The organism is Thermococcus sp. (assembly GCF_027008145.1).
In the GTDB taxonomy this organism is placed as follows: domain Archaea; phylum Methanobacteriota_B; class Thermococci; order Thermococcales; family Thermococcaceae; genus Thermococcus.
Map to the genome: position 1 here is coordinate 1 of NZ_JALTCZ010000081.1, position 23,045 is coordinate 23,045.

Annotated in this window: 27 protein-coding genes, 1 tRNA gene and 1 pseudogene; 16 read left to right on the top strand and 13 right to left on the bottom strand. The window is 54.9% G+C overall.

Translation table 11 applies throughout. From position 1 onward, the window contains the following. The 3 genes from MVD07_RS03855 to MVD07_RS03865 all read left to right on the top strand — a co-directional run. On the top strand, positions 1-264 hold a 264-nt coding region (locus tag MVD07_RS03855; protein WP_297498909.1), incomplete at its 5' end, for a winged helix-turn-helix domain-containing protein. Then, positions 257-508 carry a hypothetical protein gene (locus MVD07_RS03860; RefSeq protein ID WP_297498966.1) on the top strand — a complete coding sequence of 84 codons (252 nt, stop codon included), beginning with the start codon at positions 257-259 and terminating at the stop codon, positions 506-508. The genes MVD07_RS03855 and MVD07_RS03860, both read left to right, overlap by 8 nt. A 57-nt stretch (positions 509-565) precedes the next feature. Beyond that, positions 566-2,491: a S16 family serine protease gene (locus MVD07_RS03865; protein WP_297498911.1), complete on the top strand. Its 1,926-nt coding sequence runs from the start codon at positions 566-568 to the stop codon at positions 2,489-2,491. On the opposite strand, the gene MVD07_RS03870 is transcribed toward MVD07_RS03865, so the two are convergent. The 3 genes from MVD07_RS03870 to MVD07_RS03880 form a co-directional block, all read right to left on the bottom strand. Further along, positions 2,459-3,736, bottom strand: coding sequence for a phosphoadenosine phosphosulfate reductase family protein (locus MVD07_RS03870; protein ID WP_297498913.1), 1,278 nt, complete (start codon positions 3,734-3,736; stop codon positions 2,459-2,461). The two genes, MVD07_RS03865 and MVD07_RS03870, sit on opposite strands and share 33 nt — an antisense overlap. Positions 3,737-3,766: 30 nt before the next feature. Beyond that, positions 3,767-4,936, bottom strand: coding sequence for a M20/M25/M40 family metallo-hydrolase (locus MVD07_RS03875; protein ID WP_297498968.1), 1,170 nt, complete (start codon positions 4,934-4,936; stop codon positions 3,767-3,769). A gap of 52 nt (positions 4,937-4,988) precedes the next feature. Beyond that, positions 4,989-5,066: transfer RNA gene (locus MVD07_RS03880), tRNA-Ala, on the bottom strand. Between the two features lie 139 nt (positions 5,067-5,205). On the opposite strand from MVD07_RS03880, the gene MVD07_RS03885 reads away from it, so the two are divergent. After that, positions 5,206-6,492 carry an NADP-dependent malic enzyme gene (locus MVD07_RS03885; protein ID WP_297498915.1) on the top strand — a complete coding sequence of 429 codons (1,287 nt, stop codon included), beginning with the start codon at positions 5,206-5,208 and terminating at the stop codon, positions 6,490-6,492. Here the strand turns inward: MVD07_RS03885 and MVD07_RS03890 are convergent. The 6 genes from MVD07_RS03890 to MVD07_RS03915 form a co-directional block, all read right to left on the bottom strand. Then, positions 6,483-7,001, bottom strand: coding sequence for a FumA C-terminus/TtdB family hydratase beta subunit (locus MVD07_RS03890; protein WP_297498917.1), 519 nt, complete (start codon positions 6,999-7,001; stop codon positions 6,483-6,485). The genes MVD07_RS03885 and MVD07_RS03890 overlap by 10 nt on opposite strands. Continuing rightward, positions 6,992-7,843, bottom strand: coding sequence for a fumarate hydratase (locus MVD07_RS03895; RefSeq protein ID WP_297498969.1), 852 nt, complete (start codon positions 7,841-7,843; stop codon positions 6,992-6,994). The genes MVD07_RS03890 and MVD07_RS03895 overlap by 10 nt, the downstream gene beginning before the upstream one ends. Before the next feature lie 238 nt (positions 7,844-8,081). Continuing rightward, on the bottom strand, positions 8,082-8,996 hold the full coding sequence (locus MVD07_RS03900; RefSeq protein ID WP_297498971.1) for a hydroxyacid dehydrogenase: 915 nt from the start codon (positions 8,994-8,996) through the stop codon (positions 8,082-8,084). A gap of 6 nt (positions 8,997-9,002) precedes the next feature. Further along, entirely contained in the window at positions 9,003-9,650 is a 648-nt protein-coding gene (locus tag MVD07_RS03905; protein WP_297498919.1) for a TIGR00153 family protein, read from the bottom strand. A gap of 14 nt (positions 9,651-9,664) precedes the next feature. Further along, positions 9,665-10,579, bottom strand: a complete 915-nt coding sequence (locus tag MVD07_RS03910; protein ID WP_297498921.1) for a 2-dehydropantoate 2-reductase — start codon at positions 10,577-10,579, stop codon at positions 9,665-9,667. Positions 10,580-10,583: 4 nt separating this feature from the next. After that, positions 10,584-11,135, bottom strand: coding sequence for a hypothetical protein (locus MVD07_RS03915; RefSeq protein WP_297498923.1), 552 nt, complete (start codon positions 11,133-11,135; stop codon positions 10,584-10,586). 46 nt (positions 11,136-11,181) lie between these two features. On the opposite strand from MVD07_RS03915, the gene MVD07_RS03920 reads away from it, so the two are divergent. From MVD07_RS03920 to MVD07_RS03930, 3 genes are read left to right on the top strand one after another with little or no spacing between them, the layout of a single operon-like run. Further along, positions 11,182-11,865: an RNA methyltransferase gene (locus MVD07_RS03920; protein WP_366078453.1), complete on the top strand. Its 684-nt coding sequence runs from the start codon at positions 11,182-11,184 to the stop codon at positions 11,863-11,865. Continuing rightward, a complete protein-coding gene (gene otg / locus MVD07_RS03925) occupies positions 11,859-12,374 on the top strand; it encodes a methylated-DNA--protein-cysteine methyltransferase (protein WP_297498925.1) in 516 nt (171 codons plus the stop codon). Before MVD07_RS03920 ends, otg begins: the two co-directional genes overlap by 7 nt. After that, entirely contained in the window at positions 12,371-13,399 is a 1,029-nt protein-coding gene (locus MVD07_RS03930; RefSeq protein WP_297498926.1) for a GlcNAc transferase, read from the top strand. The genes otg and MVD07_RS03930 overlap by 4 nt, the downstream gene beginning before the upstream one ends. Position 13,400: 1 nt before the next feature. On the opposite strand, the gene MVD07_RS03935 is transcribed toward MVD07_RS03930, so the two are convergent. Together MVD07_RS03935 and MVD07_RS03940 are read right to left on the bottom strand one after the other, a co-directional pair. Further along, positions 13,401-13,772 carry a type II toxin-antitoxin system VapC family toxin gene (locus tag MVD07_RS03935; protein WP_297498928.1) on the bottom strand — a complete coding sequence of 124 codons (372 nt, stop codon included), beginning with the start codon at positions 13,770-13,772 and terminating at the stop codon, positions 13,401-13,403. Continuing rightward, positions 13,769-14,011, bottom strand: coding sequence for a transcriptional regulator (locus MVD07_RS03940; RefSeq protein WP_297498930.1), 243 nt, complete (start codon positions 14,009-14,011; stop codon positions 13,769-13,771). Before MVD07_RS03940 ends, MVD07_RS03935 begins: the two co-directional genes overlap by 4 nt. A 159-nt stretch (positions 14,012-14,170) precedes the next feature. Here MVD07_RS03940 and MVD07_RS03945 point away from each other — a divergent pair, with 159 nt between their 5' ends. After that, on the top strand, positions 14,171-14,506 hold the full coding sequence (locus MVD07_RS03945; RefSeq protein WP_297498973.1) for a nascent polypeptide-associated complex protein: 336 nt from the start codon (positions 14,171-14,173) through the stop codon (positions 14,504-14,506). On the opposite strand, the gene MVD07_RS03950 is transcribed toward MVD07_RS03945, so the two are convergent. Continuing rightward, positions 14,507-14,854 (bottom strand): carboxymuconolactone decarboxylase family protein, encoded by a 348-nt coding sequence (locus tag MVD07_RS03950; protein WP_297498974.1) that lies wholly within the window; start codon positions 14,852-14,854, stop codon positions 14,507-14,509. It abuts the gene before it with no gap. Positions 14,855-14,963: 109 nt separating this feature from the next. On the opposite strand from MVD07_RS03950, the gene hflX reads away from it, so the two are divergent. Next, entirely contained in the window at positions 14,964-16,292 is a 1,329-nt protein-coding gene (gene hflX, locus MVD07_RS03955; RefSeq protein WP_297498932.1) for a GTPase HflX, read from the top strand. Here the strand turns inward: hflX and MVD07_RS03960 are convergent. After that, a pseudogene (locus tag MVD07_RS03960) lies at positions 16,230-17,191 on the bottom strand (inorganic phosphate transporter). The gene hflX and the pseudogene MVD07_RS03960 sit on opposite strands and share 63 nt — an antisense overlap. A gap of 193 nt (positions 17,192-17,384) precedes the next feature. On the opposite strand from MVD07_RS03960, the gene MVD07_RS03965 reads away from it, so the two are divergent. The 7 genes from MVD07_RS03965 to porB all read left to right on the top strand — a co-directional run bounded on the left by MVD07_RS03965 (position 17,385) and on the right by porB (position 23,028). Next, positions 17,385-17,942 (top strand): pyruvate/ketoisovalerate ferredoxin oxidoreductase subunit gamma, encoded by a 558-nt coding sequence (locus MVD07_RS03965; RefSeq protein WP_297498934.1) that lies wholly within the window; start codon positions 17,385-17,387, stop codon positions 17,940-17,942. 31 nt (positions 17,943-17,973) lie between these two features. Next, complete coding sequence (locus MVD07_RS03970) at positions 17,974-18,303, top strand: 3-methyl-2-oxobutanoate dehydrogenase subunit delta (RefSeq protein ID WP_297498936.1); 330 nt, start codon at positions 17,974-17,976, stop codon at positions 18,301-18,303. A 1-nt stretch (position 18,304) separates the two neighbouring features. Beyond that, positions 18,305-19,498, top strand: coding sequence for a transketolase C-terminal domain-containing protein (locus MVD07_RS03975; RefSeq protein ID WP_297498938.1), 1,194 nt, complete (start codon positions 18,305-18,307; stop codon positions 19,496-19,498). Between the two features lie 5 nt (positions 19,499-19,503). Continuing rightward, positions 19,504-20,439, top strand: a complete 936-nt coding sequence (locus tag MVD07_RS03980) for a 3-methyl-2-oxobutanoate dehydrogenase subunit beta (protein ID WP_297498940.1) — start codon at positions 19,504-19,506, stop codon at positions 20,437-20,439. Positions 20,440-20,508: 69 nt separating this feature from the next. After that, positions 20,509-20,826: a pyruvate synthase subunit PorD gene (gene porD / locus MVD07_RS03985; RefSeq protein WP_297498942.1), complete on the top strand. Its 318-nt coding sequence runs from the start codon at positions 20,509-20,511 to the stop codon at positions 20,824-20,826. Positions 20,827-20,837: 11 nt separating this feature from the next. Further along, entirely contained in the window at positions 20,838-22,022 is a 1,185-nt protein-coding gene (porA, locus tag MVD07_RS03990; protein WP_297498944.1) for a pyruvate synthase subunit PorA, read from the top strand. A gap of 10 nt (positions 22,023-22,032) precedes the next feature. Next, entirely contained in the window at positions 22,033-23,028 is a 996-nt protein-coding gene (porB, locus tag MVD07_RS03995; protein WP_297498946.1) for a pyruvate synthase subunit PorB, read from the top strand. Positions 23,029-23,045: the final 17 nt, after the last annotated feature.

Here is a 23,045-nt window from a genome sequence, read left to right on the forward strand (position 1 = left end):
CTGCTCCTTGAGAGACCAAGGAGTCAGGGCGAAATCGCTGAGGCCTTGGGCGTGAGCCAGCCGACGGTGAGCTACCACATGAGGGAGCTCGAAAAGCTGGGCGTCGTTGAGGGAGTTAGAAATGGAAAGAACGTTACTTACCACCTCACCCATGACCCAGAGATGCTCGTCAGGGTCATCAGGGAATACAGGCCGAGCGTGTGGGAGAGGCTTGCCGACAGCTTGGTGGACATCCTAACCGGAATAGGTGGTGAGAATGATTGACCTCCTCGTGGGCCTGTCGGTCATACTGCTCGCGCTCGCACTGGTTGCCGTCTCATACATAGCCTACAGAAAAAGCCACCTGAGGGCAGCTCTGTACCTGCTCCTAGCGTTCCTTCTGCTGGCGGTTAAAAAGGCAATTGAGCTGTCAATCAGAACGGGGCTTGAGAGGGAGGCCGGCCTAGTAGTGGACGCTCTGGAGGTCATCGTCCTGCTCCTCTTCTTCCTCGCCCTATGGAGGCGGTAAAAGAGTTGAACCAAAAACGCTTTATACGTGCCCTACTTTACCCAAACGGGTGAAAGGATGAAAAGAGTAGTGGTTCTCATAATAGCAGTTCTGCTTCTCTTGCCAGTAGCAACCCCAGTGCTCGCCCAATGCCCAAGTGAGGGGCGCACCGTCATCATGCACGCGCCGGCAGTGGCGAAGACCTCAACGGGAGAGCTCGTGGGTGTCGTTACGGAGTTCGTCATAACGGTCGCCCCTGGGAGCGGTCACGTCTACATAGAGACATGGCCGCTGGCACAGGTCGACATGCAGGCCAGCGCGAGGCTCGCCGCACAGGTTGCAGGAAGAGTTCTCGGTGTTGATATGAGAAAATACGACGTTTTTATCCAGGTAAGGGCCAATACTAGCATTATAGGGGGGCCTTCAGCCGGAGGAACGATGACCGTTGGCATAATAGCGGCCCTCGAGGGGTGGAGCGTCAATCCAAAGGTAATGATGACAGGCATGATAAACCCTGACGGAACGATAGGGCCGGTCGGGGGGATTCTGGAGAAGGCGTCGGCAGCCCATGAGGCCGGAGCAAAACTCTTCCTGATCCCAGAGGGCCAGCGCATCCAGTACGTCCAAACAACGGAGAAGAGGGAAATTGGTGGTGTGACTGAGATAAGCACCAAAACAACCCCCGTTGATGTCGTGAAGTACGCCAAGGAACGGTGGGGGCTTCGGGTGGTTGAGGTCGAGGACATATACCAAGCGGTCTACTACTTCACCGGCCACAGGATTCCCAAGCCCAAGGCCCCTCAGAACGTCAAGATAGACACCTCCTTCCTGAAGGGAGACGCCGAGAAGGACTATATGAACACGACTTCATACTATGAGAGCGTCCTCAAAGCACTGAAAGAAAGCAACGTCGGCTACGACACCTACAGCCTCCTTATGGCAGCCTTGGACAACGCCGGAAAGTTGCTCAACCAGTCGAAGGAGGACATAAATGAGGGGATGTACTACACAGCACTGAGCAGGGACTTTCAGGCGCGGATAATCATAAGGCACGTTGACTGGTACCTCTCGACCAATACAGAGAAGGACATCCAAGTACTCCTCTCAAAGGTGCAAAGGGAGATAAACTCGACCGAGAAGTTCGTCGAGAACCAAACGATACAGGGCGTGACAATGCTCCAGGCCGTTGCAGCCGCGGAAGAGAGAATCGAGGACGCGAAAAGTGCCCTTGATCAAGCCTGGAAATACTACTACTCCGGCCAGTACTGGGACGCAATAGGCGAGGCCGCTTACGCCTATGAGAGGGCCAAAACTGCTCTCTTCTGGACCCAGCTCGGGAAGCGCTTCGCCAAGGGGAAGACCATAAGCAAGGACATCGTTAAGGTAACGGCCAGGGACTACCTAGACGAGTCAGACCTCATCGTCGCCTACATCGAGTCCATGTACGGCAACGTTCTTGGAAACAGCCTCATAAACACGATAGAGAATGCCCAGAAATACTACGATGACGGCAAATACTCGGCTGCACTGTTCACGGCAATGCAGGCGAGGGTTCAAGGGGAGGTCTTCCTTGACACCCTTGGGATAACCAACTGGACGGTTCTAGTTGACAAGATGAACATACTGAAGAACGACGCTAGGACGTCAATAGGGATCGCTGAGGAAAACGGGATAATGCCCATCCTCGCGATAGCCTACTACGAGTTTGCCGAGAGCTTTGAAAAGTTAGCAACCCAGAACAAGAGCATTGACAACCTGCAGAACGCGATGATCTTCTACGCCTACGCGAAGGAAACGGCGAACCTCTTCCTCAACACAAAGCCTGCCCAGCCAGAGGGGAAGGAGACCGGAACAGGGACTGTGCCCCAGATAGTCATTCCAACTGAGACAGTGAGCACGACGACCGTGGGAAGAAAAACGGAAGGGGGAATTGAATACGGAGTTATTGGTATAGTGGTCCTGGTGGCGTTTTTAGTCGGACTTGGAGTGGGGAGAAGGCTCTAGCCTTCTCCTTTCTAACAGCTTAAACTCCCACTGGGCCAGGCTCGGACAAATCGTGCACCCGAGCCGATAGAATCCCTCATAGTAGAGGGGGTGGAGTTCAACCCCCCTAGAGAGGAGGAAGAGTTGAACCATCATCCCACTCCAGAACTTGACCGGCATTACCTCCCTGAAAACGCCGAGAGGGGTCTTCCTCTCGACGACGGGTGGCTTGAGCCTTCTTCGTATGCTCTCACCGTCCCTGTCCCCAACAACAAGAACCGGATTCTCGAACCAGCTCGCAACGCTGTAGAGGGCTTCAACCTTTTTCCTAGTGCACCATCTGTTTGAGTGTGTGGGCAGGCCGTAGCGCTCTATGGGCATCGGAACGTCAACCCTCACCAGCTCTATCCCGAGCTTTTTCGCGAGTTTTTCAACGTATTCATCAGTCAGGGGCATTTCGTATTCCATCCTAACATAAACGGCAGTGGCTTTCCTGAAAACCTCTTTAGCGAGAACCAGCGCCGCCGTTGAGTCCTTCCCCCCACTCCAGGGGACGATTATGCTGTGGCCTTTAAACCCCTCAAGGAAGGCTTTGCTGGCCCGGGCGAAGGCCTCCACGTAATCCCAGTTCTCTGAGAGTATTGAGTCGAGGGGGACATCCTCAACGCAGGGACACTTCCAGAGGACTTCCGTTGGGGAGCCGAGCTTTTTGCTCACCTCAGCTACCCTGTTTGGACCAGAAAAATAGACCTCCTGATTCATGCGCTTCCTCAAGACCAAAGGGTTCTCTCCCAGCCCGACGTCCAGAATTTCCTTCATGGCCCTCCTAAAGCCCTCGCCGAGGGCCAGATAGATGTCGTAATCCGGGTTAATCTCGATGCCGAAGGGGTTCTCCGGGTTGAGGGTGTAAGCCTTTCTCCACTCGATTCCAAGCCTGAAGCGGGCCTTTATCTCCTCTATGTGGGCGTAGAGCTCGTCGACGCGCATGTTCCTGACACGCTTGGTTCTCAGCAGTCTCGCGTAGAAGGGCTTTCCATCCTCCCAGAAGGCAGGGAGGAGCCCGTCCATCAGCCCCTTCTCCTTCTCGCCGAGGAGCAGAACCGGAATGTAGGGGCTTTTCAGTATTTTCCCAAGGTTGTCCATAACCTCTTCGGCCGTTCTTCCGCCGCCGAGACTCTCAACTCTGAGAAAACCACCGTAGTTCCTCTCGTTTATGTACTGAAGGGCTTTCGCGTCCTTTCTGGCCCTGGCTATCAGGGTGAACATAGAAAGGGTTAAGGGGAGACCTTAAAAACCCTACCCGGCCGATGGGAATAAATTCCCGTTCCGAGCGGTGAGGAGAACCGACTCCCGAGGCCTAACCAGCGCTCTCAGATAGGCAGAGTAAAGGCTCTTGGCCCTCCTCAGGGAAGAGACACTCACCCACTCATCGCTCGCGTGCCAGTTGCCCCCTATAGGCCCGTATACAAGAGTAGGCTTTCCAAGGTATGTTGCAAAGTAGTTGAAGTCGCCAACGCTCTGGCCGTAGGTTATGGCAGGAAACTCACCAAAGAGCCAAGAGTGGACGCGCTTGAAAAGCCGCACGAACCTGCTGTTCTCCCTGACGGTGTAGGGGAGCATCTCCGGGGTTGGGCGCGGAAACTTCTCAACCCTTAGTTCAGTCCTCAGCGAGAGCCTTTCCGCGAGGCTCTGGAGTTCGCCCTTAACACTCTCCCAGTCCTCACCAACGATGGTGTGCCTGTCGAGTATTGCAACGGCCTCGTCAGGGACGCTCAGCCCATCGGCCTCGCCGGAGAAGGAAAGTGTGCAGTAGGAGCCCCTGCCGAGCTTCGAGTGTTTCCGCATCCTGGCCCTCTGAAGGTTCGAAACTAGGCGGGCCAGCTCCTCAACGGCGTTTATACCCATCCAGGGCCTGGCTGCATGAGCCTTCCTCCCCCTAGCACTGATTCTAATGACGAACCTACCCCTCGCACCGAGCATCAGCTTTTCGTTGGTTGGCTCGGCGACCATGACGAGGTCGGCATCCTTCAGCTTCCCGCTCCTTATGAGCTCCCACGTCCCCCGTGAGAAGCCCTCCTCGTCGCTCACCGCGGTGAATATGACATTGGGCCTCTCCCTCTTCGAGAGCTCCGCAAGCTCGATGAAGGTACTCAGGAGAACGACCAAACCGCCTTTCATGTCAGCACTCCCGAGGCCGTAGAATCTGTCCCCCACAAGCTCGCCCCCTGGGTTCCTCGTCCAGCCGGGGGAGAGGTGAACCGTGTCCATGTGGCCGTTGAGAACAACAGTCGGCCCCTTTCCCTTCAGGTACGAAACAACATCATCACCGAAGCCCTCAACGGGAACCCTCTCCACGGGAAAGCCGTTTTCCTCCAGGAGGTTGGCTATGAAGTCCGATACTTTCCCCTCCTTTCCGAAGGGAGACTCAATGGAGACAAGGGCCTTCAAAAGCTTGAACTCGTCCATTGGCAACACCGGAGGAAGTTGGAGTTGGTGCTTAAAGCTTTGTCCAGAACTGTGGTGGACCGGGCGGGATTTGAACCCGCGGCCTCCGCCTTGCGAGGGCGGCGCTCATACCAGGCTGAGCTACCGGCCCGTCCCAGGTATTAGTGAACCCGAGAGAGGTTTAAAAAGTTTTGGTATGGGGTGATTCAGTGTTGGACAGACCTGGGTTTATTTTCCACTGGAAAGGGTGGGTTTTTAACTTATGAACGGCAACAGATAGTGGTGATAACATGAGCCCGCTCGACCTTCACAGGAACAACTTCCCGGGCAACGGAAAGATTGAAGTTATACCTAAGATCACGCTCACTAGGAAGACACTGAGCCTCGCTTACACGCCGGGAGTTGCCGAGGTCTCCAGGAGGATCGCCGGGAACCCGGAGGACGCCTTTGAGTACACGAACAGGGGCAACACCGTGGCGGTGGTCAGCGACGGGAGCAGGGTCCTTGGTCTCGGAGACATCGGGCCCCTCGCGGCCCTGCCGGTGATGGAGGGCAAAGCTTTACTCTTCAAGGCCTTTGGTGGAGTTGATGCCTTCCCTCTCGTCCTGGCAGAGAAAGACCCCGAAAGGTTCATCGAGGTTGTAAAAGCCGTCTCACCCTCCTTCGGCGGGATAAACCTTGAGGACATAGCCTCACCCAAGTGCTTCTACATCCTTGAAAGGCTTAAAGAGGAGCTTGAGGTACCAGTCTTCCACGACGACCAGCAGGGAACAGCAAGCGTGGTTTTAGCGGCCCTGATGAACGCCCTAAAAGTCGTTGGGAAGCAGCTCGATGGAATTACCGTAACGCTCTTCGGCTCTGGTGCAGCTGGTTTTGCCACGCTGAGGCTCCTCACAAAAGCTGGGGTAAAGCCCGGAAACGTTAGAGTCGTGGAGCTAGTGGAAGGAAAACCTAGGGTTTTAACGCCTGACCTCCCGCTGGAAGGGCTGTTCCCCTACAGAGGGGAGATGCTCTCAAAAACGAACGGGGAAGGAATTGAAGGCGGTCCGGAGGAAGCCCTGAACGGGGCAGACGTCCTCATATCCTTCACCAAACCTGGACCAGGTGTTATAAAGCCCAGCTGGATAGAGGGGATGGCCGACGATGCCATAGTCTTTCCCCTCGCGAACCCGACCCCAGAGATACTCCCAGAGGAAGCCAAGGAGGCCGGTGCCAGAATAGTGGCAACAGGGCGGAGCGATTACCCCAACCAGGTGAACAACCTCCTAGGCTTTCCGGCCATATTCCGCGGTGCCCTCGACGTCAGGGCAAAGACGATAACCGACGGGATGGTAATAGCCGCTTCCAAAGCCATGGCCTCGGTCATAGAACCGAACGAGGATGAGATAATCCCCTCGCCCTTCCACCTGGAGGTCCACCCAGCAGTTGCCAGTGCGGTAGCGGAGGAGGCGATAAGGGAAGGCGTCGCCCGGAGAAAGGTGAAGGGAGACAAAGTTGCGGAAAGGGTCAGAAAGTGGCGGGAGTTTTATCTGAGGTTCATCGCCCCAGTAAACGAGAAGAGGAAGGACTACCTGTAGAGCGAGCTTCCGTGGGCGTCTATGGCAACCACAACCGAAAAGTCTTCCACTTCGAGAACCCAGAGGGCCTCAGGGATTCCCAGCTCATCGAGCCAGTGAACGGCCTTAACCCTTTTTATGCTCTCCGCAGCTAAAGAGCCGGCACCGCCCGTGAAGGCGAAGTAAACTGCCTGGCCTTTGAATGGCTCCGGGTTCATGCCACCTTTCCCTATTATCCCTCTTATGCCGAGGGAGAGGATCCCGTTGAGGTAGCGGTTCATCCTCGCGCTGGTGGTCGGTCCGGCGGAAACGACTTCCCATCCCCCTGGTGTTTTTTTAACAACGGGTCCGCAGTGGTAGATTACGGCACCTCTGGGGTTAAAGGGTAGCTCTTCCGGCGGAAGGCTCAGAATTTTCCTGTGTGCCGAGTCCCTCGCCGTGACTATTTCCCCGGAGAGGTGGACGACATCCCCGGCCTTCAGTTTAAGCACCTCTTCCCCGCTCAGGGGAGTCCTCAGCCTCACTGCCACACGTCAACCCTCCCGTCAGGACTTATCCTCAGAAAAGCTCTCCTGTTGGCCCAGCACTGAACCACCAGCCCGATCGGGAAGCTCGCGGGGTGCCTGTGAACAACTTCGATTTTGACGTCGAGGGCTGTGGTTTTGCCTCCCATCCCCATCGGTCCTATCCCGAGGGAGTTTATCTCTTCCAAAAGCTCCTCTTCGATTCTTGCAATCCTCTTATCTATGTTCCTCTCGCCGACTTTCCCTAGAAGGGCCCTCTTGGCAAGCTTCAGGGAATAATCAGCACCCCCGCCAACCCCAACCCCGATGATCACCGGCGGGCAGGGCTTTCCGCCGCAGGTCCTAACCCTCTCGACGACGAAGTGCTTGAGCCCCTCCCAGCCTTCCCCGGGAGTGAGCATCGCCAGCGCGGAGCAGTTCTCGCTTCCACCTCCCTTCGGGAAAACCGCCACCTCGATTTCATTCCCTTCCGTAAGCTCCCAGTGGATTACCGGCACTCCATCTCCCGTGTTGTCCCCGGAGTTTCTGCCGGTCAGAGGGTCGACGGAGTTCGGCCTGAGCGGAACTTCCAGAGTTGCCTTTCTGACGGCTTCTATGATGGCCCCCTCGAGTTCCTTGAGGAAGGGGCTCTCCACTCCAACCCTGACGAAGAAGGTCAGCGTTCCCGTGTCCTGACAGACGGGGATCGAGCGTTTCCTCCCAATTTCAATGGCCTTGAGGATGTTTTGGAGGTTGAAGCGTGCTATCTCACTCTCCTCCGTTTTGTAGGCCCTTTGGAGTGCTTCAACCGTGTCCTCCGGGATTCTCGTTACGGCAAGCCTTATGGCATCAACGAGAGCATCGACCAGCAATCGGCATACACCTGTCAAAGATTTGGAAAGAAGTTAAAAAGTTTGATGTGGTGGTTTAAAAGCCACCCCCAGGGCGGAAGGGATATCATGTTTGGGTCCTAAGCTGGAGAGGTTTGCTGGTTTATACTGCAAAACTTTCCGACCGAAATCTACCACCATACTGGTAAATTTCCCAAGAAAATGGATCACATATTGGCAAAAGTTTACAGGGTGGAGAGGAAGGGAAAAGAAAAGCTCAGCCCTTCAGAATCTCAACTATCTGCTCCGCCACCTGAACGCCAGCCCTCATCTGGGCCTCAACGGTCGAGGCCCCTATGTGTGGCGTTAAAACCACGTTGTCGAGCTTGGTAAGCGGGTGGTCCTTTGGTAGGGGCTCCTCTTCATAGACATCGAGGCCGGCCCCGGCTATCCAGCCCTCCTGGAGAGCCTTGACGAGAGCCTTGGTGTCGACGACTGCTCCCCTGGCTGCGTTGATGAGTATCGCGGTCGGCTTCATGAGCTTAAGCCTCTCCTCGTTTATCATGTGGTATGTTGCCTCAACCAGCGGGACGTGCAGAGTAACGACGTCGCTCTCCCTGAGGAGGTCTTCCAGCGAAGCGAAGCTTCCTCCGACTTCTTTCGCTCTTTCCTCTTTTGGATAGGGGTCATAGAGAAGAACCTTCATCCCGAAGGCGTTGGCTATCTTGGCGACCTGGTAGCCTATCCTCCCAAAGCCGACTACTCCGATCGTCTTGCCTTCAAGCTCAACACCCATAGCCTGCTTCTTGGCCCATATCCCCTCCCTCATCTTCCTGTCGGCGAAGGCTATCTTCCTGGCAACTGCAAAGAGTAGGCCAAAGGCAAGCTCCGCCACACTTCTGCTCGATGCTCCCGGGCTGTTGACGACTTTAATGCCCCTCTCCTTCGCGGCATCGAGGTCTATGTTGTCGAGACCAACGCCAGCCCTGGCAATGACCTTCAGCCTTGGCGCGCTCTTGATGACCCTCCTAGTAACCTTGGGTTTGCTTCTCACTATTATCGCATCTACGTCTCTGACGAGTTCCACAAGCCTGTCCTCGTCCGGGTATTCTCTGTAAACGACCTCAAAGCCTGCGTTCTTCAAAACCTCTACCGCCTTCTCATGGACCGGTGCAGCAACGAGAACCTTCACCATCTTTCATCCCCTCCTCTTAACTGACATAAGAAGCACCTGATCAGAAGCGTCCTCGGCGCGGTCAGCTATGTCGCCGATTTTAGTCAAAACCTGATTCCAGATGAGCTTGGCGTAGGTTGTTACTGTTTCGCTCTCAAAGACCCCCTCCTTCACACTATATTCAACGACATCAGCCTTCTCCTCCCTGTCCTCGGTCTCCTTTGCAAGCTTGAGGGCCTCATCGACGTCCCTGTTGAGGGCCTTCACAGCCTCCATGAGGACGTCGTAGGTCTCTATCGCCGAGTTCACGAGTTTGAGTATCCCCTCCTTGATTTCGTCGGGAACCTTGGGTTTGGCCAGTATGAGCACATGAGCAGCACTTTCAGCGGCATCTGCCACCTGGTCTACGAGCTCGCTCAGTCTGACGTAGTCGCCCCTGCTTGCCGGGAGAAAGGCACCCTCGTAGAGCATCAGCTCTATCCCCCTCCTTAAGTTGTCGGCCTCACTCTCCAGCCTTGAGACCTCTTCCTCAAGGGCCTTTGCCCCCTCAAGGTCACCGTTCAGGTAGGCATCCATCAGTTTTCTAAAGCTCTCAAGGGTTTTCATGACGGCCTCGAGGTGATCCTCAATTGCATCAAAGACATCGCTCTCCTTTCCTCCGAACAGTGGCATCTCAATCCCCCCGCTCAGGTATTGCCCGAACCCCTATTTAGCTTTTCCTTCGCCTTTATGAGAACCCAGAGGAGCTCGTTCCTCGGGGCTTCAAGACCAACTGAGGAGGCGTATTCAACTATCTTCCCGTTTATGTAGTCAGCTTCTGTCATTCTACCGCGCATTATGTCCTGGAGAGTTGAGTTGTAGTTCTCCTTAGTTCTCTCGATGGTGTCCCAGAGGAGCTCAAGGGGATGAACCTCGAACTCTACCCCAAGCTGCTGGGCAACAAGACAGCCTTCCCGCGCGATCTCAACGGAGATGCCCTCAAGCTCAGGAATCTCCCTGAGAATGCCGTTTTTAACTTCGAGGGCAGTTCCCAGGCCGTTTATGACGGAGTTAACTATTGCCTTCGCCCACTTCCAGCCGATGGCGTTCTCAGTGACCCTTGTCTCAAGCCCTGCTCCCCGAAAGGTCTCTGCGACCTCTTCCACAAACTTATGCCTCCCCCTTGGGTACCTCCCTATTACAGTTATCCCCTTCCCGGTCCACCTGACCTTTCCCCACTCGGAGAGCATGGCCCCGTTCGTCGTTATTCCGCCGATCACCTTATCGGTAACCTTGAGGGCAAGCTCCTCGTTCCCAAGGCCGTTCTGGAGGCTGAGTATCCAGGTGTTTTTGCCTATGCAGTGCCTGGCGCACTCAAGGGCCTCCCTAGTTGAGTAGGACTTAACCGTGAGGAGGAGCAGGTCAGGCGGTTCCTCCGGGGCGTAGACCTCAGCCCTTGGATAAACTGTGAAATCCTCAACACCGATTATTCTGAGTCCCTTCTTCCTCACGGCCCTCACGTGCTCTTCCCTGCCTATGAGCGTCACATCATGGCCAGCTCTCGTAAGGAGGGCCCCGAAGAGGGAGCCTATCGAACCCGCACCGAGAACGTAAACCTTCACGCTATCACCTCAACAGCTTCCTGAGATGGTGGAGGGAGCAACCCACGAGCAGGAGTGATGCACCAAAGAATATTGCCGGCTCCATATCGCCGATGTGAGCTAGGGGCACCGCCATGAGGAGTGCGGAACCTATGAGAACCCCACCGCTGGAGACTACCCTGTTGCCGGAGAGCATAGAAACGGTCGCGAGGATCCCAAGGAGTCTGAACGGAAGAGGGGCAAAGGGAATGGAAACGTAGGCAATAGCCCCAGCTAAAAAGACGTTCAGGGCCCTCTCCCACCTTCTCACCGGCTGACTCTCAAAGCTCAGGGGCATGACTACGAGTGCCATAATGAGGCCCACCAGGGCAAGGTAATTCCCGGTGAGAAACCACTCAAGGAAAGACCAGCCCGCAAGGGAGGAGGCACCGTAGAAGAAGGCTTTTCTCCTGAGCGATACCAGGGTGAGGATGGCGTAGGGCAGGAGGTAGATAACCCCACCCCGGGGCATTATCCTCAGGGGATAGGCGAGCGCGATGACCCCTACAGCTAAGGGCATCAGCTCCGGTCTCCTCATCCTTCCACCGGAACCCCTTTAATCACCATCCCTAAAATCCTTTCGTATGAAGCTCCCGGTCATCCTAGTTGAGCCGGAAGGGCCAGCTAACATAGGCATGGTTGCGAGAACGATGAAGAACTTCGGCTTCCCAAGGCTAGCCTTGGTTAATCCAAGCTTCACCGAGGAGAGCTACAGCTACGCCGTCCACGCCACCGACGTCCTCGGAAGGGTGCTGATTCTGAAGGACTTCGGGAAGGCGCTTGCCCTCGTTGACCTCGCAGTCGGCACTACGGGAAAGCCCGGGAAGGACTACATCCCCGTGAGGGTACCCCTAATGCCCCGGGAGTTGAAGGAGGCCCTGAAGGACTACCCCGGAAGGGTGGGCCTCTTCTTTGGAAGGGAAAGCATCGACCTGAAGAATGAGGAACTTGAAAAGCTCAACTTCACCGTCATGATACCAACGAGCAGGGCTTACCCCGTTATGAACCTCGCTCAGGCGGTGGCGGTGATCCTCTACGAGCTCTCTAAGGAGAAGCCCAAGCCTGCTGAGGAATCGCTGATGCCGGCAACAGTGGAGGAGAAGGGGCAACTGGTGGGGGTCTGGAGGGAGTTGCTCGAAGCCCTTGACTACCCGAAGGAGTTGGAGAGGCGTTTCGTAGGCAAGGCCGCCCTCTACGGGAGGGGTCCACACCCTTATAGGCCCCCTCAGGAAGGTCAGACCGAGGCTGGAGGAGTGTGGAAATGCTGAGCGTTGAGCGCTTTAGGGTTCTCGATAGGAAACTCTGGATAGGGGTCATCTTCTCGGGGAGAATACAGGGAGTAGCCTTTGCCCTCGATAGGAGAGGCCTCTTGGAGAGGGTGAAGGGGGAAGCAGAATTCCTGAGGAAGAGGGGTGTTGAAGTCTCCCTGGACGTAAGGCTAGGTGATTACCCGGAGAAGGTCTACCGCGTCCTCCTCGGGGAGCTCGACAACACCGACCTGCTAGGGGAGCTGTCCTTCGAGGGCGTTACGCACTTCGAGAGGCGCGTTTACGAGTGGCTCACGAAAAACGTTAAAAGAGGTTCCGTTATAACCTATGGTGCGCTTGCAAAGGCCCTTGGAACCTCACCGAGGGCTGTTGGAGGTGCTATGAAAAGGAACCCGTATCCAATCGTCGTGCCGTGCCACCGTGTCGTTTCGAGGGACGGCATAGGCAACTACAGCTCGGGGGTTGAAGAAAAGAGGTTCCTGCTAAAGGTTGAGGGGGTGAAGGAATGAACAAATTGAAGGCTTATCTCATAGGGTTCATCATCGTGTTGCTTGCCATAGCAGGTGGAATAGTCTGGTACGGTGGCTGGAAGCTATTGCTCCAGGTCGTCCTCGTCATCGGGTTTCTTGGCTTTACGCTGATGCTCGGCTTCTTCACGACTTTAACGCTCTACGCCGAGAGCTGGAAATACGGGGCGATACTGGGAATTTTTGCCGCCATAAGCGCCTACGCCCTCTACCTGAGCGCCACATGGCAGAGGCTCGACGTCGTGGCGGGGATAATAGTCCTCTTCATCGCTGTCATTGTCTTCGGCATCTGGTACATAAGCGAGCCCGACCTCAGCCTAATAGATCGCTTCAAGAGCGCCGAGAGCCTTGAAAAAGCTGGGAAATACAAGCAGGCAGCGAGGAAGTACGAGAAGGCAGGAAACTACCTGAAGGCCGCGGAGATGTACCTCAAGCTCAACTGGCTTGAAAGTGCAGCATGGGCCTATGAAAAAGCTGAGGAATACGGAAGGGCAGCAGAGATATACGAACAACTATACGAGAAGGAGAAGGACACATACTACCTCAAGGAAGCCCACGAGTACTGGAAGAAGGCCAAGAACATGGAGAGGGCAGCGAAAGCCCTAGAGCGCTACGCCGAGGAAGAGCCCTGGTTCTGGGAGGACGTTGCAAAGCTCTATGAGGAGCTTGGAAACGAAGAGAAGTCCCGGGAAGCCTGGAAGAGGGCACTTGAGTACTACCAGAAGGAGGCCGAAGAAGAGGGCGTCTTCTGGGAAGACGTCGGCAACATAGCTAGAAAGCTCGGCATGGAGGAGCTCGCCAGGGATGCCTATGGGAAGTTCCTTGAGTACTGCCTGAAAGAAGCGGAAGAAGACCCGATGTGGTGGAAGCATGTTGCTGAGGCATACAACTACCTCGGCGAGAAGGAGAAGGCAGAAGAGGCAAGAAAGAAGTACGAGGAGTACAGGCAGAGGATCATGAAGGCCAACGAGGAAACGTCCAACTTTCAGGAGGAGAAAAAGGAGTGAGTTAAAAGACCCTCTTTATCTCCTTAATTTTGTCAAAATCGCGGTCGTTTGAGAGGATTAAGCTTATCCTATGGGTTTTCATGGTCGCGTAGTGGACGGCATCGTCGAAGTCAAGCTTTCCACACTTCTCTGCCATGGAGAGAATCTCAGGTGTTAGGGGAACAACTTTTATTCCCAACTCTGGGAGCATGTCCGTCAGCTTCAGTCTCTTACTGCTATTTCTTAGAAGGAGGATGTAGAGCTGCCAGACCGTTAGTGCTGAGGTAATCATCATGCCATAGTATTCCTCCAAAAGCTCCGTGGCCCTATCCGCGAACTCTAGGTTGTCAGTTAAATGGTAGTAGATGACGTTGGTGTCAATGTAAACCCTCAAAGCTCATCCCTCAGGAGCTTTTCGGTTTCCTTCTCAACTATTTTGTCCATCTCCTCAGAGGTCAGGTTCTCCCCCTTGAAAATACCCCTATACTCCATTAACTTCTCCCTCACGGGAATCAGGATCAACTTCCCCTCGTGCTCTTCGATGTAAAACTCTCTGGAGCGGAGCTTCTTTCTAATGGCGGCTGGGAGATAGAGCCTGCCATTTTCATCTAGTCTTGCAACTTCCATGGTCATGGTAGATATTTAATGTTTTGGAGAATAAATAATTTTTGGTAAACCTCCTTAACAGAACCGTCACCCTCATTCCAAGGACACCCATCACACAGTGGAGGATTAAAGCTTTCCCTCCCAACCTTTTTAAAATCCCAGGCAAACTTTTTCCAGGTGATAAAGATGATGGGGATGAACCCGAGGCAGATGAAGAGGCTGATGCGCCAGATGGGCATCAAGATGGAAGAGCTGGAGGGCGTTGAGGAGGTCTTGATAAGGTTCGAGGACAGGGAGATAGTCCTCAAAGAGCCAGCCGTCACCGTCATGGTCGTTCAGGGGGAGAAAAGCTACCAGATAGTCCCGGGAAATGAAGAGGTCAGGAAAATCCTGAAAATCCCTGAGGAGGACATCCAGCTCGTTATGGAGCAGGCAGGGGTCGATAGGGAAACTGCACTCACAGCGCTGGAAGAAACGAAAGGGGACATAGCGGAGGCAATCCTCAAGCTCAGTGGGGAGTAATCACTCCTTCTTAAACTTCTCTATCGCCTTCATGAGCGGTATCAGGTGCATCAACGCCGGGCCGCCTGCCATAAGGACTGCAACGAGGCCTGCCTCTATGAGCTCCTCCGGTTTCGCTCCAGCTTCAAGTGCCTTCTGGGTGTGGAGGTAGATGCACCACTCACAGCCCGCCGCTATTCCAAGGGCAAGTGCTATGAGCTCCTTTTCCCTCGTCGTGAGGGCCTTGTTGTCAAGGGTTTCGCGGAGGAACCTTGAGAAGGCCGATATCTCCTTGGGATGCCCTTTCCCGAGCCTTTCGAGAAGCTCCCCTATTTCCTTAAGTTTGACTTCAACGTCCCCGTTCTCCATGCAGACCACCAGGGGGAGTTCTCAAGGCCCCTTAAAGGCCTATCTAAAACCCAACGTTGGAAACCGCTGGTTCCAAAAGGCTATAAACCACCCAAGATAAGGAAGAACGATGAGGGCAATAGGGGTCATAAGGAAGTCGAGAATGGAAAGGCTCAGCAGGAAGGAGTTCGAGGAGCTTCTCAAAAGTGCGGGCTACGAGGTTCTGGCAATAGTCGAGCAGAACCGCGAGGAACACCCAAAGTACAACATAGGAAGGGGAAAGCTTGAGGAGCTCAAGAAACTCGTTGAGGAGCTGAGACCGGACAAGGTTATCTTCGCCAACAGCCTCACACCCAGTCAGGCCTACAACCTGTGGAAGGAGCTCAGGGTTGACGTCATAGACCGCTGGCAACTGGTTCTTGAGATATTCGAAAAGCAGGCCCACTCAAAGGAGGCCAAGCTTCAGGTTGAGCTAGCCTCCCTCCAGTACGAGGTTCCCTTCATCAAGGAGGCCATAAGGAGGATAAAGCTCGGCGACAGGGCGGGCTTCAAGGGGATGGGTGAATACCAGACCAGACAGTACCTCAAGCACATCCGCTATCGGATGGGCAGAATACGAAAAGAACTTGAAAAGGTCAGGAGAGACAGGGAGGTCAAGAGGAAGAGGAGGGAGGAACTTGGCTTCGTCCTCATAGCTCTAGCTGGCTACACGAACGCAGGAAAGTCAACGCTGCTCAACGCTCTAGCTGGAGAGAGCGTCGAGGCCAGAAACCAGATGTTCACCACGCTCGACACAACGACCAGGCGCTTCAGGCTGGGGACAAAAAGGGCCCTTGCCACAGACACCGTCGGCTTCATAGACGGCCTTCCGCCTTTCATAGTGGAGGCATTTCACTCCACGCTTGAGGAGATAGTGAAGGCCGATGTAATCCTCTTAGTCCTCGACGCCAGCGAGCCCTGGGCCGAGATAAGGAGAAAGTTCCTAGCTTCCATGCGCGTTCTGAGGGAGCTCAAAGCCCTTGAAAAGCCGATATTGGTGGTTCTGAATAAGATAGATCTCATAGAGACAGAGGATGCTAAGACGAAGGCGGAGCTGATAGAGAGGGTTGCCGAGGAGACCGGACTAACGATTTCTGGGGTCGTTAAGGTATCCGCAAAGGAAGGCCTGCTCGATGAGCTCCGCTCGGCCCTCGAAGGCCTAATCCTCATCCTCCCCAAGTACGGAACCTTTGAGGTCGAGGTTGACAGCCCTTCCCTCATCCCCGAAATCCTGGCCTTCATAAACTCCGTTGGGCAGGTTCTCGGCGTTAGCTACGGGGAGACAACGAGGATTGAAGCCTACATCCAGACCGGAATGCTGAGGGGGCTGATTAGGAAGGGGATCAGAATCACCCGCTCAAACCATCCCGGCAAAGGCAATGACCCTGAGCAGGACGTAGGAAATGCTTATAGCGGTTAAGGGCGTCGCCACCCAACCAAAGAGGATATCGAGGATGACCCTTCTATCGACACCCTGGCCGACGAGGAGGCCAACTCCAACGACACCTCCGACTATTGACTGGCTCGAACTCACCGGCAAACCAAAAAAGTTCGCCAGGCTCACCGACATTGCGGAGCCGAACTGAGCGGAAAAAGCCGAAATTGGGCCAAGGGCCGTTATCCTCCTCCCGACGGTGTGCATGACGGCGTAGCTGAAGGTAAGAGCACCCACCGCCAAGCTTAAGGCCACTAAAATTCCAGCTGTCCGGGGAGGCAAAAAGCCAGCACCGACTATAGGCCCCGAGGCGTTCGCAACTTCGTTAGTCCCGAAGTTGAAGGCCATATAGAACCCCCAAAGATGGCGAGTACCTTGTAGAGGGCCTCGATTGTTGAGATGGTCTTTATGTGTGAGATAACTAGGGAGTAAAACCTATAGAGAACTATCGCAAGGATCCCCGAGAGTACGGGGGAGATTACCCAGGCAGAAGCTATCTTGAGAAGCGTGAACCAGTTCACCGGTGCGTGGGTGGCGAGGCCGACACCTATAACACCCCCGACTATCGACTGGGTCGTTGAGACCGGGAGACCCTTTATCGTGGCTATGGTAACCCAGATGCCGGCGGAGAGGAGGGCTATAAGGGCCATCTCCAGGGTGAGGTAACCGGGAGGGACGATGCCTTTTCCAACGGTCTTCATGACCCTATAACCCCGCAGATATGCTCCCAAGAGGACAAATATTGCTATCGTGAGCGTGGCCTGGTGAAAGCTGAGTATCCCGGAGCCGACCGCCGTTCCCATCGCGTTGGCGGAGTCGTTTGACCCTATGTTCCAGGCTATGTAGAAGGCCACTGCTATTATCGCAACCTCAAGTCCCTCCATCACCACCACGAACTATATAGTCCTATATATTATTAAAAATTTTTCGAGAACCAATGACCCCAAATCCCCACGGGAGAATTCTAACGTTCACCTTTACCCAGAACTACCCTCGTAGACTTCCTTAACGCCCTACCGAAACTTAAATAAATGTTTCGGATTAACTAACGATGAAAACCCCAAGGAGGCAGGGAAGATGATTGAGATACGTTTTCACGGTAGAGGTGGGCAGGGTGCGGTTACGGCCGCAAACATTCTGGCATCAGCAGCCTTCAAGCAGGGCAAATACGTCCAGGCGTTCCCGTTCTTCGGCGTTGAGAGGCGTGGAGCACCGGTCACCGCCTTCACGAGGATAGACGAGAAGCCGATAAGGATAAAGACCCAGATCTACGAGCCGGACATTGTTGTCGTCCTCGACCCGAGCCTTCTCGAAACCGTTGACGTTACAGCCGGCCTTAAGGACGGCGGAATCGTCATCGTCAACACCGAGAAGAGCAGGGAGGAAGTTCTGGAGAAGCTCAAGAAGAAGCCGGCCAAGCTGGCCCTCGTTGACGCCACCAGTATCGCCCTCGAAGTCCTCGGTTTACCCATAACCAACACCGCAATCCTTGGTGCAGTGGCAAAGGCCACCGGGATAGTGGACCTCAAGTACGTCCTTGAGGCCATAAAGGAAACATTCTCCGGAGCTCTCGGGGAGAAGAACGCCAAGGCCGCAGAGGAAGCCTTCGACAAGACCGTAATCCACGAACTCTGATCTTCTCTTCCTTCCTTAAATTCCAAAGGTGGTGATAGGGTTGGAGGATACCCTATTTGGGGAGAAAAAGGCTGAGGCTAGAAAACTGGCGTTCACCTCGGTCGAGCAATACCCCGAGGCTCCAATAAGTCTCGGAACAACGCTGAGCAACTTCACAGGCGACTGGAGGACGTTCATGCCAGTCATCAACGAGGAGAAGTGCGTCAAGTGCTACATCTGCTGGAAGTTCTGCCCGGAGCCGGCAATTTACATCAAGCCCGATGGTTACGTGGCCATAGACTACGACTACTGTAAGGGATGCGGAATATGTGCAAACGAGTGCCCGACGAACGCAATAACAATGGAGAAGGAGGAGAAGTGATATGACCGAGTACAAGCCGATTAAAAAGGTCGTGAGCGGTAACTACGCGGCAGCTTATGGCGCACTCCACGCGAGAGTCCAGGTCGTTGCCGCTTATCCGATCACACCTCAAACGAGCATCATCGAGAAGATAGCCGAGTTCATAGCCAATGGCGAGACAGATATCCAGTACGTTCCCGTTGAGAGCGAACACTCGGCCATGGCAGCATGTATAGGCGCATCCGCCACTGGAGCGAGGGTTTTCACGGCAACTGCCGCCCAGGGTCTAGCTCTGATGCACGAGATGCTCCACTGGGCGAGCGGTTCAAGACTCCCTATAGTCATGGTAAACGCCAACAGGGCTCTTGCACCCCCCTGGAGTGTGTGGGACGAGCAGACCGATTCGCTCTCCCAGAGGGACACCGGCTGGATGCAGTTCTACGCCGAGAACAACCAAGAGGTCTACGATGGGGTCTTAATGGCCTTCAAGATAGCGGAGGACAAGCGCGTTTCTCTTCCCGCAATGATCGTTGAAAGTGCTTTCATCCTGAGTCACACCTACGACATCGTCGAGATGATTCCACAGGAGCTCGTTGACGAGTTCCTCCCGCCGAGAGACCCGCTTTACACACTGACCGACTTCGACAATCCAATTTCGGTTGGAGCCCTCGCAACTCCAAACGACTACTACGAGTTCAGGTACAAGGAAGCCATGGCCATGGAGAGGGCCAAAAAGGTCATAAAGGAAGTTGGCAGGGAGTTCGGCGAGCGCTTTGGAAGGGATTACAGCCAAATGATAGAGACCTATAGGACTGAGGATGCCGAGATAGTGTTCATGGGAATGGGCTCTCTCATGGGGACGGTCAAGGAAGCCGTTGATGTACTCAGGAAGGAAGGCTACAAGGTCGGAGCGGTAAAGGTCCGCTGGTTCAGACCCTTCCCGAAGGAGGAGCTTTACCAGCTGGCCAAAGAGGTCCCCGCCATAGCTGTCGTTGACAGGAACTTCTCCTTCGGTCAGGAGGGCATACTCTTCAACGAGTCCAAGGGAGTCCTCTTCAACACCGACGCGAGGCCCCTCATGAAGGACTACATAGTCGGACTTGGAGGCAGGGACTTCACAGTAAACGATGTCAGAACTATAGCTAGGGACATGAAGAAGACCCTTGAGAAGGGCAAGGTTAAGGAAGAGGTAGTGTGGTACCACCTCAAGAGGTGAGAAAGATGGAGATTCCCGAGAGCGTTAAGAAAAGGCTCACCCTCCCGGCAGAAGAGCACTTCTATGCCGGTCACACTGCCTGTCAGGGCTGTGGTGCTTCCCTTGGCCTGAGATATGTCCTCAAGGCTTACGGAAAGAAAACCATAGTCGCCATCCCGGCCTGCTGTTCAACCATCATCGCCGGTGCTTGGCCCTACAACACCCTCGACGCCAACCTCTTCCACACGGCCTTCGCAACCACCGGCGCGGTCATAAGTGGAATTGAGGCAGCTCTCAAGGCCCTCGGATACAAAGTCAAGGGCGAGGACGGTGTAATGGTCGTCGGCTGGGCCGGAGACGGTGGAACCGCAGACATAGGCCTCCAAGCTTTAAGTGGCTTCCTTGAGAGGGGTCATGATGCGGTTTACATAATGTATGACAACGAGGCCTACATGAACACCGGAATCCAGAGGAGCGGTTCGACCCCCTACGGGGCCTGGACGACCAACACCCCGGGAGGGAAGAGGCACTTCCTCGAAAAGAGGCACAAGAAGAAGGTCATCGATATCGTTATAGCCCATGAGATACCCTATGCAGCCACCGCGAGCGACGCCTATCCGGAAGACTTCCTGAGGAAGCTCAGGAAGGCCCAGAAGATACCTGGCCCGAGCTTCATCCAGCTCTTTGCACCGTGCCCAACTGGATGGCGTTCACCTACCGACAAGAGCATCGAAATAGCCCGCCTAGCGGTTCAGACTGCCTACTTCCCGCTCTTTGAGTATGAGAACGGAAAGTACAGAATAAATATGCCTTCACCAAAGAAGGAGCCCAAGCCGATTGAGGAGTTCCTCAAGCTCCAGGGCAGGTTCAAGTACATGACCAAGGAGGACGTAGAAACCCTCCAGCAGTGGGTTAACCACGAGTGGGAGAAGCTGAAGAAGCTTGCCGAGGTCTTCGGCTGACCCTTTCGTTTCATATTTGTCCACGCAAAATTTAAGTTTCGAGATGATAACTCACTAGGGGTGATACATATGGCTGAAAGCCCGTTTAAGGCCGACATCGAGAGGGTGAAGAGAGAGTACAGCGAAAAGATGACACCTGGAGCGGTAGCCCGTATCCCAGGAAGCAGTGTCGTCAACAAGACCGGCTCCTGGAGGGTATTCATGCCCGAATTCAACCGCGACAAGTGCGTCCGCTGTTACCTCTGCTACATCTATTGCCCTGAGCCGGCCATATACCTTGACGAGGAGAACTACCCGGTCTTTGACTACGACTACTGTAAGGGATGCGGAATATGCGCAAACGAGTGCCCGACGGATGCGATAGTTATGGTTAGGGAGACCAAGTGAGGTGGTGTAAGATGCCGATTAGAACCGTTATGAAGGCCAACGAGGCGGCCGCCTGGGCCGCGAAGCTTGCCAAGCCGAAGGTCATAGCAGCGTTCCCGATCACGCCTTCGACCCTCATACCCGAGAAGATAAGTGAGTTCGTCGCCAACGGAGAGCTCGATGCAGAGTTCATCAAAGTTGAGAGCGAGCACTCAGCCATCTCGGCCTGCGTTGGTGCTTCGGCGGCGGGAGTTAGAACGTTCACTGCCACAGCCTCTCAGGGCCTGGCTCTGATGCACGAGGTTCTATTCATAGCGGCTGGCATGAGGCTCCCGATAGTCATAGCCGTCGGAAACCGCTCGCTCAGTGCTCCCATTAACATCTGGAACGACTGGCAGGACAGTATAAGCCAGCGCGATACCGGCTGGATGCAGTTCTACGCCGAGAACAACCAAGAGGCACTCGATTTAATCCTGATAGCCTTCAAAGTCGCCGAGGACGAGAGGGTTCTTCTCCCGGCAATGATAGGCTTCGACGCATTCATTCTAACTCACACGGTTGAGCCGGTAGAGATACCTGACCAGGAGGTTGTGGACGAGTTCCTCGGCGAATACGAGCCGAATCACGCCTACCTTGACCCGGCTAGACCGATAACCCAGGGTACGCTTGCCTTCCCGGCCCACTACATGGAAGCTAGGTACACCGTCTGGGAGGCCAACGAGAACGCCAAGAAGGTCATCGACGAGGTCTTCGCCGAGTTCGAGAAGCGCTTCGGCAGAAAGTACCAGAAGATAGAGGAGTACCGCACTGATGACGCCGAGATAGTCTTCGTCACTATGGGTTCCCTGGCCGGAACCGTGAAGGAGTACGTCGACCACCTCAGGAAGAAGGGAATAAAGGCCGGGGCTGCAAAGCTCACCGTTTACAGGCCGTTCCCGACCGAGGAAGTTCGCGAGCTCGCCAAGAAGGCGAAAGTCATAGCACTCCTTGAGAAGAACGTCACCTTCAGCGTCGGTGGAGCCCTCTTCCAGGACTTCAGCAGGGCCCTGGTCAACCAGGAGGAGAAGCCCATCCTCGTTGATTTCATCATAGGCCTCGGTGGCAGGGATGTAACCTTTAAGAACCTCGACGAGGTTCTCGAGATCAGCAAGAAGGCCCTCTCAGGAGAGGAGTTTGATGAAGTCAACTGGATCGGCCTGAGGAAGGAGATACTGTGAGGTGAGGAAGATGGCCGTTAGGAAACCCCCGATCACAACTCGCGAGTACTGGGCACCCGGTCATGCAGCCTGTGCAGGCTGTGGGTGTGCCACTGCTCTCAAACTCGCCACTAAAGCTTTCAGCGAGGCAATGGAAGAAAAATACGGTGATCCAAACGCCTTCGCCATAGCCCAGGCAACGGGCTGTATGGAGGTCGTTTCGGCGGTCTTCCCATACACCGCCTGGAAGGTTCCGTGGATTCACGTGGCCTTTGAGAACGCGGCAGCGGCAGCGAGCGGTGTGGAAGCTGCTTGGAAGAAGCTCGGCAGGAGGGGCAAGATACTCGCCATAGGCGGTGACGGTGGAACCGCAGACATTGGTATGCAGGCCCTCTCGGGAATGCTCGAAAGGAGGCACAACGTGGTCTATTTGATGTACGACAACGAAGCCTACATGAACACCGGAATCCAGCGCTCAAGCTCGACCCCCTACGGGGCCTGGACAACAACCTCCCCACCGGGAAAGTACTCAATCGGTGAGGACAAACCCAAGAAGTGGGTGGCCTTGATAGCTGCGGCCCATCAGGTGCCCTATGTTGCCACCGCGAGCATAGGCAACCCCTTTGACTTCGTCCGGAAGATGAAGAGGGCAGCGAAGGTCGACGGCCCAGCTTTCGTCCAGGTTCACTGCACCTGCCCGACCGGCTGGAAGAGTCCGCTTGAGAAGGGTGTTGAGATAGCCAGGCTTGCCATCGAGACGGGGATATGGCCGCTCTTCGAGATCGAGAACGGCGACTTCTTCAACATCAAGATACAGGCCCCGGGAGGAGGTGCCAAGGTCAAGCGCGAGGGAGGTCGCGTCGTTGCCATTGAGTTCAAGAAGCCCATCGAGGAGTATCTTAAGTTGCAGGGCAGGTTCAAGCACCTCTTCAAGAGGCCGGAAGCGATAGACGAGATGCGCGAGCAGATCAAGGCCATGTGGAAGGTTCTCGGTGTCGACGTCACCCTCCCCAAGCCCGGGGAGTGACCTTTTCTTTCCCACTA